General features: G+C 73.2%; 11 protein-coding genes. 6 read left to right on the top strand and 5 right to left on the bottom strand.

The window, feature by feature from the left end:
• Positions 1–113 precede the first annotated feature (113 nt).
• The 5 genes from AC3EUJ_RS19675 to fxsA all read left to right on the top strand — a co-directional run bounded on the left by AC3EUJ_RS19675 (position 114) and on the right by fxsA (position 6,114).
• Positions 114–554, top strand: coding sequence for an Lrp/AsnC family transcriptional regulator (locus tag AC3EUJ_RS19675; RefSeq protein WP_431963055.1), 441 nt, complete (start codon positions 114–116; stop codon positions 552–554).
• Between the two features lie 177 nt (positions 555–731).
• Positions 732–2,282 carry an amidohydrolase gene (locus tag AC3EUJ_RS19670; RefSeq protein ID WP_431963107.1) on the top strand — a complete coding sequence of 517 codons (1,551 nt, stop codon included), beginning with the start codon at positions 732–734 and terminating at the stop codon, positions 2,280–2,282.
• Between the two features lie 697 nt (positions 2,283–2,979).
• On the top strand, positions 2,980–4,638 hold the full coding sequence (gene lnt, locus AC3EUJ_RS19665; RefSeq protein ID WP_431963053.1) for an apolipoprotein N-acyltransferase: 1,659 nt from the start codon (positions 2,980–2,982) through the stop codon (positions 4,636–4,638).
• Positions 4,635–5,429 carry a polyprenol monophosphomannose synthase gene (locus AC3EUJ_RS19660; protein ID WP_431963051.1) on the top strand — a complete coding sequence of 265 codons (795 nt, stop codon included), beginning with the start codon at positions 4,635–4,637 and terminating at the stop codon, positions 5,427–5,429. The genes lnt and AC3EUJ_RS19660 overlap by 4 nt, the downstream gene beginning before the upstream one ends.
• A 43-nt stretch (positions 5,430–5,472) precedes the next feature.
• A complete protein-coding gene (fxsA, locus tag AC3EUJ_RS19655; RefSeq protein WP_431963049.1) occupies positions 5,473–6,114 on the top strand; it encodes an FxsA family membrane protein in 642 nt (213 codons plus the stop codon).
• Positions 6,115–6,176: 62 nt separating this feature from the next.
• Here the strand turns inward: fxsA and AC3EUJ_RS19650 are convergent, their stop codons facing one another.
• From AC3EUJ_RS19650 to AC3EUJ_RS19640, 3 genes are all read right to left on the bottom strand, one after another.
• Positions 6,177–6,551, bottom strand: a complete 375-nt coding sequence (locus tag AC3EUJ_RS19650; protein ID WP_431963047.1) for an RNA polymerase-binding protein RbpA — start codon at positions 6,549–6,551, stop codon at positions 6,177–6,179.
• 256 nt (positions 6,552–6,807) lie between these two features.
• Positions 6,808–8,247, bottom strand: a complete 1,440-nt coding sequence (locus AC3EUJ_RS19645; RefSeq protein WP_431963045.1) for an MFS transporter — start codon at positions 8,245–8,247, stop codon at positions 6,808–6,810.
• A gap of 166 nt (positions 8,248–8,413) precedes the next feature.
• On the bottom strand, positions 8,414–9,577 hold the full coding sequence (locus AC3EUJ_RS19640) for a hypothetical protein (RefSeq protein WP_431963043.1): 1,164 nt from the start codon (positions 9,575–9,577) through the stop codon (positions 8,414–8,416).
• A 1,517-nt stretch (positions 9,578–11,094) separates the two neighbouring features.
• Between AC3EUJ_RS19640 and AC3EUJ_RS19635 the strand changes: the two genes are divergently transcribed.
• Positions 11,095–11,736, top strand: a complete 642-nt coding sequence (locus AC3EUJ_RS19635) for a class F sortase (RefSeq protein ID WP_431963041.1) — start codon at positions 11,095–11,097, stop codon at positions 11,734–11,736.
• A gap of 35 nt (positions 11,737–11,771) precedes the next feature.
• On the opposite strand, the gene AC3EUJ_RS19630 is transcribed toward AC3EUJ_RS19635, so the two are convergent.
• On the bottom strand, positions 11,772–12,563 hold the full coding sequence (locus AC3EUJ_RS19630) for a glycerophosphodiester phosphodiesterase family protein (RefSeq protein ID WP_431963039.1): 792 nt from the start codon (positions 12,561–12,563) through the stop codon (positions 11,772–11,774).
• The gene (yczE, locus tag AC3EUJ_RS19625) at positions 12,560–13,240 is read right to left on the bottom strand and encodes a membrane protein YczE (protein WP_431963037.1); all 681 of its coding nucleotides are present in this window, start codon (positions 13,238–13,240) and stop codon (positions 12,560–12,562) included. The genes AC3EUJ_RS19630 and yczE overlap by 4 nt, the downstream gene beginning before the upstream one ends.
• Between the last annotated feature and the right edge of the window lie 82 nt (positions 13,241–13,322).

Raw genomic sequence — 13,322 nt, 5'->3', positions numbered from 1 at the left:
CGGCCGTGGCGCGGGCCCGCGGCCCACCGGGCGCCCCGCGCCTCCTCGACGTGTGGCCGGGACGGGGCGGCCGGATACCGCCGACGACCACGGACCCTGTAGGTTCTTGCGCTGTGGAGGAGCTGGACCGGCAGATCGTGGAACTTCTCGTGGCCGACGGGCGCATGAGCTACACCGACCTGGGCAAGGCCACCGGCCTGTCCACGTCCGCGGTGCACCAGCGCGTCCGGCGCCTGGAGCAGCGCGGGGTGATCCGCGGGTACGCGGCGCTCGTGGACCCGGAGTCGGTGGGACTGTCGCTGACGGCGTTCATCTCGGTCAAGCCCTTCGACCCGAGCGCCCCCGACGACATCGCCGACCGGCTCGCCGAGGTCCCCGAGATCGAGGCGTGCCACAGCGTCGCGGGGGAGGAGAACTACATCCTCAAGGTCAGGGTGGCGACCCCGATCGAGCTGGAGCACCTGCTCGCGAAGATCCGCACCCTGGCCGGGGTGTCCACCCGGACCACGGTCGTCCTCTCCACGCCGTACGAGGCGCGCCCACCGCGCGTCTGAGCGCCCCGGCCCGCAGACCCACCGCACCATCCCGTCCCGCCCCCACCGGGGCCCGGGCGGGCCCAACATCACATCGCGAGGCGAAACCCAGTGCCGCACACCACGAACGAGCCGACCACCACCGTGCTGCTGCGCGGCGGCAACGTCTACAGCCCTGCCGACCCCTTCGCGACGGCCATGGTCGTCGACGGCGGCACGGTCGCCTGGGTCGGTTCCGAGGGCGCCGCGGAGTCCTACGCGTCGGGCGTCGACGAGGTGATCGACCTTGCCGGGGCGCTGGTCACCCCCGCCTTCACCGACGCACATGTGCACACCACCGCAACCGGTCTGGCACTGACCGGCCTCGACCTGGCCGACGCCCGCGACCTGGCCGACGCCCTCGCTCGGGTCGCCGGGTTCGCGCAGGCCAACCCCGGCCACCGGGTGCTGCTCGGCCACGGCTGGGACGAGAGCCGCTGGCCCGGACAGCGCCCGCCGACCCGCGCGGAACTCGACGCGGCGACCGGCGGCCGTCCCCTGTACCTGACCCGCGCCGACGTCCACTCGGCGGTCGTCACCAGCGCCCTGCTGGCGCGGGTCCCCGGTGTCGAGGCCATGCCCGGCCACCACCCCGACGGGCCGCTCACCCGCGACGCCCACCACGCGGTCCGGCGCGCCGCGTACGCCGCCGTCACGCCCGAGCAGCGCGCCGCGGCCCAGCGTGCCGCGCTCGCCCACGCCGCTTCGCTCGGCATCGGCGCCGTCCACGAGTGCGCGGGCCCGGAGATCTCCTCCGAGGACGACCTCACCGCGCTGTTGCGGCTCGCCGCGGCCGAGCCTGGGCCGCACGTGTACGGCTACTGGGCCGAGGCCGTGACGGGCGCCAAGGATCTCGAGCGGATCCGGGACCTGGGCGCCGTCGGCGCGGGCGGCGACCTCTTCGTGGACGGCTCCATCGGGTCCCGTACGGCCTGCCTGCACGCCCCTTACACCGACGCCCCCGCCGTCGGCGGCACCGCCTACCTGGACGCGGCGGCGATCGCCGACCACGTGGCCCTGTGCACCGAGGCCGGGGTCCAGGCGGGCTTCCACGCGATCGGCGACGCCGCCGTGGCCGCTGTCGCGCAGGGGGTGCGCGAGGCCGCCCGCCGGGTGGGCCTGGACCGGGTGCGCGCGCTGCGGCACCGCGTGGAGCACGCCGAGATGATGACCGAGGAGACCGTCGCCGCCTTCGCGGAGCTGGGCCTGGTCGCCTCCGTACAGCCCGCGTTCGACGCCGCCTGGGGCGGCGAGGACGGCATGTACGCCCAGCGTCTCGGCGCCGAGCGGGCCCGCACCCTCAACCCGTTCGCCGCGATGACCCGGGCCGGGGTGCCGCTCGCCCTCGGCTCCGACAGCCCGGTCACCCCGCTCGACCCCTGGGGCACGGTGCGCGCCGCCGCGTTCCACCGGACCCTCGAGCACCGCATCTCCGTCCGCGGCGCGTTCAACGCCCACACCCGCGGCGGCTGGCGTGCCGTGGGCCGCGACGAGGCGGGCGTCCTCGTGCCCGGCGCGCCCGCGGACTACGTGCTGTGGCAGGCCGGTGACCTGGTGGTCCAGGCCCCCGACGAGCGGGTCGCCAACTGGTCGACCGACCCGCGCTCCGGCACCCCCGGCCTGCCCGACCTCACCCCTGGGCTGGCGCTGCCGAAGGCACTGCGCACCGTAGTCGGCGGCCGCACGGTCTTCGCCCGGCCGAACGAGTGACGGGTCAACCGCCGATGCCTCCGAACGGTTCTCCGTCGGGATGGCGCGGAACTTTCCCCGGCCTCGCGTTGACCTGCTGATTTGGTCAATCCGCGCAGGTCAAGCGGCTGTTGACAGCCGACGGTCGGGGGCGAGTAGGTTCGGCCGGGTCCACCACAGGACGTCCGACCGGATCTCCGTGCGCCGACGGCCGCAGCTGGGCCACGGGGGCGTCGCGCCGCACGGCGCGCGCCACTGGAGCCAGGTCCAGCGCTCGCGGCACGGAACGCGGTCAGCCTCACCGAGAGGCTCCGCCCGGTCGGCAGGTGTGACCCGGGAGGGGCCCGGACGCCCAGTAGACAACGGCCTTGTCGCCGATCCGCAGCCAGCGGGTCCCAGGTCGGCCCGAAGGGCGTTCCGGGCCCCGAGCAGTCCGCGCGGCAGGAACGCGGCAGGCGGGCCCGGACGATGTCGGTGTTCCGGCCCGGAGGCGCCCGCCGTGCCGTCGTGCCGCCCGCGGCTCTGCGCGCTGGGCCGGCGGCCGGGTTCGCCGCCCGTCTGTGCCTGTGCCTGTGCCTGTGCCGGAGTGGGTGCCGGGCGCGTCCGCGAAGCCGCCGGGCCCGCCGCGGGAGGCTTTGCCCGCCCGGGGTCCCCGGACGGGGCCGCCCAGGGTACGGTCACTCTCACACAGTGACCACCTGCAGGAAGGCCGCGAACCTTGCGACCGCGCTCCGACGCCGCACCGGCCCCCGTCACGCCGCCGGCGACGTCCGTAGAACCGCCGCCGCCCCCCGCCCCGGCACCCGGCCGCACGGCCCGTATGGCGCGTGCCCTGCGGGCGAACGCGCGGCGGTCGGGGCTCGCCGCGCTGTGCGGCCTGGCCCTGGCGGCCGCGTTCCCCCCGTACGGGGTGTGGCCGCTGTCGGTCGCGGCCGTGGCGGGTCTCGCGCTGCTGACCCGGGGACGGACCGCCCGCCAGGGCGCGTGGCTGGGCTTCGCCTTCGGACTGCCGTTCTTCGTGTGGCTCCTGGTGTGGCTACGGGTGATCGGCTGGGACGCGGTCGTGGGCCTGTCCGTCATCGAGGCCGCCTTTGTCGCCGTGCTCGGCGCGGGTCTGGCCGTGACGTCGCGGCTGCGCGCCTGGCCGCTGTGGGGCGCCTGCCTGTGGGTGGCGGAGGAACTCGCCAGGGACCGGCTGCCTTTCGGCGGCTTCCCTTGGGGCCGGCTGGCCTTCGCGAACACCGCCACCCCCTTCACCCCGCTCGCCGCGCTCGGCGGCGCGCCGCTGGTGACCTTCACCGTCGCGCTGTGCGGCTCGCTGTCGGCCGCAGTGGCGGTCGCCGTGTGGCGGCTGCGCAAGGGACCGGTCGTCTTCGGCCCGCGGCGCTTCGTGCCCGCCACGACGGCGGCGGTGCTGGCCGTGGGCACTTTCGCCGCGGGGTACGCGGTGCCGGTGCCCACCGGGGCCGACGACACCGTCCGGGTGGCCATCGTCCAGGGCAACGTCCAGCAACCGGGCATGCACTTCCTGGGCCGGCCCCTGAAGATCCTGGGCAACCACGTCGAGGCGACCCTCAAGCTCGCCGAGGACGTCAAGGCGGGCCGCGCGCCCAAGCCCGATCTGGTGATCTGGCCGGAGAACTCCTCCGACATGGACCCGTTCTCCGAGCCGCAGGCCTACGCCCTGATCACCGAGGCGGTCCGGGCCGTAGGCGTCCCCGTTCTCGTCGGCGCCCTGGTCGACGGCCCGGACGCGGACCACGTCCAGAACGAGGGCATCGTGTGGGACCCGGAGAGCGGCCCCGGCGACCACTACACCAAGCAGCACCCGGTGCCCTTCGGCGAGTACGTGCCCTTCCGCAAGCAGCTCACCAAGGTCGTCAAGCGGCTCGACCAGGTCCCGCGCGACTTCTACCCGGGCCAGGGCAGCGGCGTCCTGCAGATCGGCCCGGCGAAGCTCGGCGACGTCATCTGCTTCGAGGTGGCGTACGACGGGATCGTCCACGACACCGTCACCGCGGGCGCCCGCGCCCTGGTCATCCAGACCAACAACGCCACCTACGGCCGCACCGGCCAGCCCGAGCAGCAGCTCGCGATGTCGCGGCTGCGCGCGGTCGAGCACGGCCGCGCCGTGGTGACGGCCGCGACGAGCGGCATCACCGCCGTCGTCGCCCCCGACGGCCGGATCGAGCAGCAGACCGAGGAGTTCACGCAGGCCGTGCTCAGCGCGCAGCTGCCGCTCCGCGATGATCTGACCGTCGCCGACCGCGTCGGCTCCGCTCCTGAATGGTCCCTCGCTATGGTGGGCCTCCTGTCCTGGGCCGCGGCGATCGTGCTGGGCAGGCGAGGACGTACCGAGACGGAGGAGCAGCAGTGAGCGATGGCGGTGGGGTCACCCGTGGCGCAGCCCAGGGGAGGGCTTTCGGGCCGCTCGGCTCGGTTCTCGTGATCATCCCGACGTACAACGAGGCCGACAACGTCAAGCCGATCGTCGCCCGCGTCCGCGCGGCCGTGCCCGAGGCGCACGTGCTCGTCTCCGACGACAACAGCCCCGACGGCACCGGCAAGCTCGCCGACGAGCTGGCCGCCGCCGACGACCACGTCCACGTGCTGCACCGCAAGGGAAAGGAAGGGCTGGGCGCCGCCTACCTGGCGGGCTTCCGCTGGGGCATCGAGCGGGACTACGGCGTGCTCGTGGAGATGGACGCCGACGGCTCGCACCAGCCCGAGGAGCTGCCGCGTCTGCTGACCGCGCTCAAGGGCGCCGACGTGGTGCTCGGCTCCCGCTGGATCCCCGGCGGCCGGGTGGTCAACTGGCCGAAGTCCCGCGAGTTCCTGTCCCGCGGCGGCAGCACCTACTCTCGGCTGCTGCTCGACGTGCCGCTGCGCGACGTCACCGGGGGCTACCGGGCGTTCCGCAAGGAGACGCTGCTGGGCCTGGGCATGGACGAGGTGGCCTCCCAGGGTTACTGCTTCCAGGTCGACCTCGCCTGGCGCGCGGTGAAGTCCGGCTTCCACGTCGTCGAGGTCCCCATCACCTTCGTGGAACGAGAGCGCGGCGACAGCAAGATGAGCCGGGAGATCGTCGCGGAGGCGTTGTGGCGGGTCACCGCCTGGGGCCTCGCCTCCCGGGTGAAGCGGCTGACGTCGGGACGGCGCCGCGGCTGACCGGCCCTCCGGACTCCGGCGGGGAGCAGGCACAATAGTGCGTATGACGATCAGCTCCCCGCCGCCGGCCGGTCCGCGGCAACCGGGCGGCGACGCGCGTCCGCGGCGGCGTTCGCGGGCCGGAACCTGGATACCTCTGGGCGTGGCCGCCTACGCGCTCCTGGAGATCTGGCTGCTCATGCTGGTGGCCGGGACCGCCGGCGGACTGACCGTCCTCCTCCTGCTCGTGGCGGGCTTCGTGTGTGGCGCGCTGACCGTACGGCACGCCGGGCGCAGTGCCTGGCGGGCGCTGAACGAGGCTATGCGCCCCGGGGGGCCGGAGCGGGACGGTGCGGAGCGGAACTCCTCCGGCGCCGGGAACGGCGGGAGTGGCGCGGCGCCGATCATGGTCGGCGGCCTGCTGCTGATGGTGCCCGGCCTGATCTCGGACGTGGCGGGGCTGCTCCTCCTCTTCCCGCCGACCCGCTCCCTGCTGACGAGGGCGGGCGCACGGGCCCTGGACCGCCGGGCCTCCGCGGCACGCGAGCGGGGTGCGGGTACGGGCTCGCTGGGTGATCTCCTCGCCCAGGCGCGCGCTGCCGAGGAGCAGATGCGCATCCACCGTCCCGACGGCAAGGTCATCCAGGGCGAGGTCGTCGACCGCGCCCCGGAGCGGGACGACGAAAACCCCGGGCCGCGGCACTGAAGCCACGCTCGCCCGGGGCGCACGTCTGCCGGGCCCGCCCCTCACGGGCCCATTTTCTTCTGTCAGGCGGTCTTGCGGTTGTCGCGCGGATGCACCGCGATGTTCATGGCGCCGGAGCGCAGGACGGCCAGCCGTTCGGCCAGCACCTCCTCCAGCTCCTCGAGCGTGCGCCGCTCCATGAGCATGTCCCAGTGCGTACGCGCGGGCTTGGTCGTCTTCTCCTCCGGGCCCTCTCCGTCGACCAGGAGTGCGATCTGGCCGCATGCGCGGCACTCCCACTCCGGCGGAATCTCGGCCTCCACCGAGAACGGCATCTCGAATCGATGTCCGTTCCGGCATGCGTACTCAACGGTCTGGCGCGGTGCCAGATCGATGCCGCGGTCGGTCTCGTAGCTTGTCGCCCCGAGTCGCGTGCCGCGGAGAGCTCGCTCACTCATGAATCGTGCCTCCCGGGCTGTGTCGCCCACAGGACAGGTGTCGCTGTCGTCGTCATCCGGTCAACGTCCGGTCGGCGGTGAAGATTCCCGTTCTCGGGAGGTGCGTCGCCCGTCGTGCCGCCCCTTTTTGTACCCATCGACGCCCGTTTTGTCACATCTAACGAGAGATGTCACCCTGCGTTCTGGTATCTTTAGCGCGCAGTAACGGCCCGTCCGACGGCCAACGGCGTACACTACCGCGCCGCACCCATCCGCACTAAATCGTCTCGGGGACCGGATTGCCCGCGGCCGCCACCGCCCGCCGCATCGGTACCCTCGCCAGCAGCACGAAACCGACGACGAAGAACGCCACCAGGGACACGATCGCGTCCCGGTAGCTCCCGGTCAGCTGGTACGTCAGGCCGAACAGCAGCGGTCCCAGCCAGCTGGTGCCCCGGTCGCTGACCTCGTACACCGAGTAGTACTCGGCCTCCTTGCCGCGCGGGATGAGGTGCGAGAAGAGTGAGCGCGACAGCGCCTGGCTGCCGCCCAGGACCATCCCGATGGCCGCCGCCAGACAGTAGAACGCCACCGGCTCGCCGGCCGGCAGGAAGAAGCCGGCCCCGATCGTCAGCGTCCACGCCACCAGCGAGCCCAGCACCGTGCGGCGGGCCCCGTACCGTGCCGCGAGCCGGCCCAGCAGGAGGGCCCCGAAGACGGCCAGCACCTGCACCAGGAGGATCGCGCCGATCAGGGCCGTCTCGTCCAGCTCCAGCTCCTCGGAGCCGTAGAGCGAGGCCTGCGAGATCACCGTCTGGATGCCGTCGTTGTATATGAGGTACGCCAGCAGGAAGGCCAGGGTGAGCGGGTGGCGGCGCATGTCCCGCAAGGTGTCGGCGAGTTGACGCCAGCCCTGGCGCAGCGACCCCCCGGGCTTGGCGGGCCGGCCGGCGGACGGCCCGCCCGGCGCGGCGTCGCGCAGCCGCATCAGCGGGACGAGCGTGAAGGCCGCCCACCACAAGCCGGCCGAGGCCAGGCAGATCCGCACCGCCATGCCCTTGGAGACGCCGACCGCGTCATGCCCGAGGAACAGCGCCAGGTTGGCGACGAGCATCAACGCGCCGGCCGCGTAGCCGAACGCCCAGCCGCGCGAGGAGACCGCGTCCCGCTCGTGCGGTTCGGCGATCTCCGGCAGGAAGGCGTTGTAGAGGACCATGGCCGCCGCGAACGCCACGTTGGCGGCGATCAGCAGCGCGCCGCCGAGGAGGTAGCGGTCCCCGTTGACGAAGAACATCGCCGTCGTCGCCGCGGCACCGATGTACGCGAACGCCCCGAGCAGCGCCTTCTTGCGGCCCGTCCGGTCGGCGACGGCCCCGGCGAGCGGCATCACCAGCACCGACAGCAGCACGGAGGCGGAGACCACGTACGCGAAGTACGCGCCGGCGCGGACCGGTATCCCCAGCGGGTGGACATAGCCGTCCGGGCCCGCGGCGGCCTCCGCGATGTCGGTGAGGTACGGCCCCATGAAGACCGTGATCACGCTGGTGGAGAAGACCGAGTTGGCCCAGTCGTAGAAGTACCAGCCGCGCTGTACGCGCCGCCGCTCGCGCGCCGGGGCGGCGGTGCCGTCGTGCACCGCCGTGTCCTGCGCCTCGCCCGTGCTCACCCGTGGTTCCTGCCGATCCGTGTCGTGCGCCGTGCCGATGTGATCGGTCATGATGCCATCCACGGCCGGGGTGGGGGAGGGGGATCATCGGCCGGATTCCACCGTTCATCCGGCGGACGCCTTCCCGTCCGTCCGTCCCGTGCACGGGACTGCCCCCGGGGCGCCGCGTGGGCGGCCCGGGGGCAGGGTCGGTCTGTATCGCGGAGGTCCGCAACGATCAGGCGCGGCCGCCGTTCATGCGCCGGCGACGCAGCATGTAGACGCCGGCACCGGCACCGGCGACCAGGAACGAGGCGCCGAGCAGGGTCTCCGGGGTGTTCATGCCGATGGAACCGCCGAAGCCGGTGTCGGGGCCGCCGCCGTTGCCGCCGCCGCCGTTGCCGCCGCCGCCGTTGCCGCCGCCGCCGTTGCCGCCGCCGCCGTTGCCGCCGCCGTAGCCACCGCCGCCGTGGCCGCCCTTGCAGCCCTTGTTGCCGCGCCCGTAGCCGCCGCCGTTGTCGCCGCCGCGGCCGCCGCCCCACGAGTCGTCCATGTTGCGGCCGTCGTCGGACGCACCGCCGAAGCTCTGGGCGGTCAGGTTGTTGCCGTTGTTCTTGTCGTCGTTGTTGTCGTTGTTGCCCCCGTTGCCCCCGTTGTCGTCGTTGCCGTTGCCGCCGTTGCCGTTGCCGCCGTTGCCGCCGTTGCCGCCGTTGTCGTCGTTGCCATTGCCGTTGCCGCCCTTGCCGCCGTTGCCGCCGTTGTCGCCGCCGCGACCGCCGCCGTCGTTGCCGCCGTTGTCGCCGCCACGACCGCCGCCGCCGTAACCGCCGCCGCCGTAACCACCGTCGTCGTCGCCGCCCCACCACGACTCGCACCGGTCGTCGCCGCCGTAGCCGCCGTGACCGCGCCCGTAGCCGCCGCCGTGGCCGCCGCCGTAACCACCGCCGCCGTAACCGCCGTGGTCCTCGCCGCGGCCTTCACCGTCACCACGGCCGCCGTCGTCGTGACCCTTGCTCGGGTTCGGGCTCGGCGAAGCCCCGCTGCCGGTGACCTCGAACCGGCCGGTGTAGGTCTGACTTGGAGTGCAGGTCACAGTGACGGTGTGAATGCCGGGAGTCGCCCAGTCGGAGACCTTGAACTGGCCTGTTCGCGTGGAGTTGGCGGTCGGGTTGGTGTCGGTGGTCGTCAGCACGAAACTTCCGTCGGCGTCGCTGACGCCGTTGGCAGTCTGGCCGACGGCGCAGGCGTTGCCGTTGGTGGAGACGGTCACCGTCTCGCCGGTCTTGACGGCGAGCGGCGAGATGACGAGCTGGTCACCCGGGAAGGCGGACGCCATGGATGCCGGGTAGATCACGGCGGCGGCCGTCAGGGTCGCCGCCGCGAGAATGCGTGAACCACGCATGGGGGGAACCTCCTTGCGGACGGGGCAGGCGGGATTGGGGATCACCGCGACACGTACTGCGACCGCGTCCTTGAGATCCATGGCACGAGGGCGGAGATCTTCACGCACCTCGGAAACGGCACGGGCCTTCCCCCGGACGGGGCATCAGAATTCCGGCCCGAACAGCATTGTCGCAGGTGGGGAGGCATACCCAAGGCGGCGTCAGAAAAATGTGAAGAGCTCGTCAAACGGGTGACCGGCAGCAGGTGCGACGGCACATCAGACGACGACCAGTCAATCGACGTCCCTGTCAGGACTCTGCGACAAGCGCCCATCCCATTGCGTAGAGGCTTGCCGCAAGGGAATTTGGCGAGCCATTACCTCACGCGGATTCACGGGAACCGCTCATCACGAATGTTCACGCACCCGGCACGGGGTTTGGGCAACCCGGTCTCCCAGGGCCGCGACGCCGGCGCCCGACCCGTTCTTGCCGCGCCCGCCCCAGCCACGGCGGGTGGTCACGTGACAGGGCGCCGCCTGGCCTCCCCGGTCCGCGGTCCGCGGTCCGCGGTCCGCGCCCCGCGCCCCGCGCTTCCACGTACCCCGCGGGCCCGTGGCCGCGGAGGACGCCGTGGCGTGTGCACCGCGAACGCCGCCTGTCACCGCCGGTGTCAGCTGGTGCGGTTGGCGCCAGTTGCCCGACGCCCCGGCCGCAGGGCGGTCTGCGTCCAGGGAACTGCCTGGCACGCACCGGGCGCGCGCGTGGTACACGCTGCCTGTGGTGACGGCCAGCGCGCGCAGGCCGCCGCAGCCCGGCGCGCAAGGCTGGTGAGGGTCCATCAGGAAGTGGTCGGCATCATCGGCGCCCGTCCTGGCGACGCGGCACCGGATTGCCCCCGCTGCCGCAGTGCCGCCACTCGATCGGGTGGGGAGCACATTGCCCGGTTGGCGCTGATCCATCCGCGTTTGACGCATACTTCGGTTTAACATCATTTATGACGGACTGTCACTCATGACCTGCCGGTCGGAGCTGAAGGACTGCGATGCTGCGAAACTCCGGGGATCACACAACCCCCGTGCCCTGGTACGGACAGCCCGACGCCTGGTACGGGCAGCCCGACCCCTGGTTCGGCCAGCCGTTCGTGCCCGGGCACACGGGGGACGCGGCACGCGAGCCCGGCCGGCCGGGCCGCACGCCGCGGCCCCCGGCCCGGGACCGGCCCGTTCCCCCGGCCGCCACCCCGCAGGCGGGGGAGCCGCTCACGGAGAAGCCGAAGGAGAAGCCGAAGGGGAAGGGCAAACCCGCCGCGAAGGCGCAGCCTCCGGCGAAGGGCCCCGCGAGGAACCCGGCACCGCCTGCCGCGAAGCCGCCCGCGTCTGCTCCGGCGAAGGCGCCGGCCCGGCCCGCCGTCAAGGGCTCCCGTCCGGTAGCCGGTCCCGCACCGGCCCGGGGCGGGACCGCGGAGCCGACTCGGCGTCAGCCCCCGCGTGGTCCCGGTCGTCCGGCCGCCGCCGGTACCACCAGGCATCCCCGGCAGTTGAAGCTCACACGGCGCGGCCGCGGCGCGGTCGGGGTGCTCGTGTGCTCGGTCCTCGTGGCCGGGGTGGTGCTGACCTTCCAGGGCTTCGCCGGGATGGACGGTCCGCCCCAGCCGTCCGCCGCCTCCGCGGCGCTCTCCGACGCGGCGGCGATCAAGGCGCCCCCGCCGCTGCCGCCGGCCCAGCCGACGCGCATCCGCATCCCCTCCGTGAGCATCGACGCGCCGATCATGAACGTGGGCCTGGACAGCCGCGGAGTGATCGCGGCGCCGCCGCTCGAGAAGGCGGGAGAGGCCGCGTGGTTCAAGGACTCGGTCAGTCCGGGGGCCCGGGGCTCCTCCGTGATCGTGGGGCACGTCGACAACGAGAGCGGACCCGCGGTCTTCTACAGCCTCGGGGCGCTGAAGAAGGGCTCGACCATCGACGTGGTCCGGGACGACGGCACCACCGCGATCTTCACCATCTACGGCATCGAGGTGTTCACCAAGGCCGAGTTCCCCGCCAAGCGTGTCTACGGGGACACCAAGGACCCCGAACTGCGGGTGATCACCTGCGGCGGCACCTACAGCAAGGACTCGGGGTACTCGGGCAACGTCGTGGTCTTCGCCCGTATGTCCAAGACGAAGGCGGCCAAGGTGTGACGGCCGCCGGCGGGGCGGGCGGCGGGGACCGGCCGTCAGGTGGTCCAGGCCCCGCGTTCGGTGTACACCGTGCGCAGGGCCTCCAGCCGGTCGGTCATGATCCCGTCCACGCCGAGGTCCAGCAGGGCGTGCATCCGGGCCTCGTCGTTGATCGTCCACACGTGAACCTGCAGCCCCAGCCGGTGCGCCGTCGCGAGGAACGCGGCGTCGACGACCCGGATGCCGTACGCCCGCTCGGGCACCTGTACGCAGACCGCGCCGCGCCGCCGCGCCGCGGCCAGGAGCAGCCGCTCGGCGGCGCGGCCGCCCCGCGAGAGCAGCCGCAGGTCCGCCACGCCCCGGGTGCCCAGGGAACTGGCCATCCTGGCTCCGCCGAGCGCGCGGGCCCGGACCAGCCGGGCCTCGGAGAACGAGCCCACGCACACCCGGTCCCAGGCTCCGGCGCGGCGCACCGCCTCCACCAGCGGCTCGACCGTGGCGTCCGATTTGGTGTCCACGTTCCAGCGGGCGTCCGGGAACTCCTCCAACAGTTCCTCGAACAGCGGCACCGGCTCGCGACCCGCCACGCGGGCCCGGCCCACCTCGCTCCACGGCAGGTCCGCGATTCGCCCACGGGCGTCCGTGACCCGGTCCAGGGACGCGTCGTGGAAGGCGACCAGCACGCCGTCCGAGGTCAGGTGGACGTCGGTCTCCAGGTAGCGGTAGCCGAGGCCGACGGCCCGCCGGAAGGCCCAGGCGGTGTTCTCCAGGCCGTCCGCCGTGCCGCCGCGGTGCGCGAAGGCGATGGGAACCGGGCTGTCCAGGTACGGATGGAGTATGTCGCTCACTCCCGCAGTATGGCGCGCCCCTCCGCGGTGTCCGTCACCGGTTGCCCGCCGCGGGCGACGACCACGCAGTCGTCCTCCGTCCGGGACTTCGGCAGCTCGAACAGCTGCAGGAAGAACTGGGCCAGCGGCCCGATCGACACCGCGTAGACGACCGTGCCGACACCGACGCTGCCGCCGAGCACGAAGCCGACCGCCAGCACGGTGACCTCGATCGCGGTGCGCACCAGGCGGATGGACCGGACCGTGCGCCGGTGCAGGCCCGTCATCAGGCCGTCGCGGGGGCCCGGGCCGTAGCCGGCGGTGATGTAGAGGCCCGTCGCCACGCCGCCCAGCACCACGCCCGCCACCAGCAGCGGGATCCGCACGCCGAGACCGTGCGGCTGGGGCAGCAGGGCCAGCGTCGCGTCCATCGACAGGCCGACGACGAAGACGTTGGAGACGGTGCCGAGGCCCGGCCGCTGGCGCAGCGGCCACCACAGCAGCAGTACGAGCGCGCCCACCGCCACCGAGACCAGGCCGATGCTGACTCCGGTGTGCCGCGAGATGCCCTGGTGGAGGACGTCCCACGGGTCGAGGCCCAGCGCGGCGCGCACCTGCAGGGCCGCGCTCGCCCCGTAGAGGGCCAGTCCGGCGTACAGGTGCAACAGACGGCGTACGGTTCTGGATTGGCCCTCCATGGGACCCCCCTCTGGCCATGCGAGTCGATGCGCGACACTATGTGGCATGGTCCTGGGAGAATTCCATGGCCAATATGCGGAA

The sequence above is a fragment of the Actinacidiphila sp. bgisy160 genome (genome assembly GCF_057707815.1).
The sequence above is the reverse complement of the archived record's forward strand: the minus strand, read 5'-3'. Positions and strand labels throughout refer to the sequence as shown.

Coding starts and splice junctions, on each gene's coding strand:
- yczE (WP_431963037.1), bottom strand. CDS start 13,240: ATGGAGGGCCAATCCAGAACCGTACGCCGTCTGTTGCACCTGTACGCC.
- AC3EUJ_RS19640 (WP_431963043.1), bottom strand. CDS start 9,577: ATGCGTGGTTCACGCATTCTCGCGGCGGCGACCCTGACGGCCGCCGCC.
- fxsA (WP_431963049.1), top strand. CDS start 5,473: ATGACGATCAGCTCCCCGCCGCCGGCCGGTCCGCGGCAACCGGGCGGC.
- AC3EUJ_RS19645 (WP_431963045.1), bottom strand. CDS start 8,247: ATGACCGATCACATCGGCACGGCGCACGACACGGATCGGCAGGAACCA.
- AC3EUJ_RS19650 (WP_431963047.1), bottom strand. CDS start 6,551: ATGAGTGAGCGAGCTCTCCGCGGCACGCGACTCGGGGCGACAAGCTAC.
- AC3EUJ_RS19670 (WP_431963107.1), top strand. CDS start 732: ATGGTCGTCGACGGCGGCACGGTCGCCTGGGTCGGTTCCGAGGGCGCC.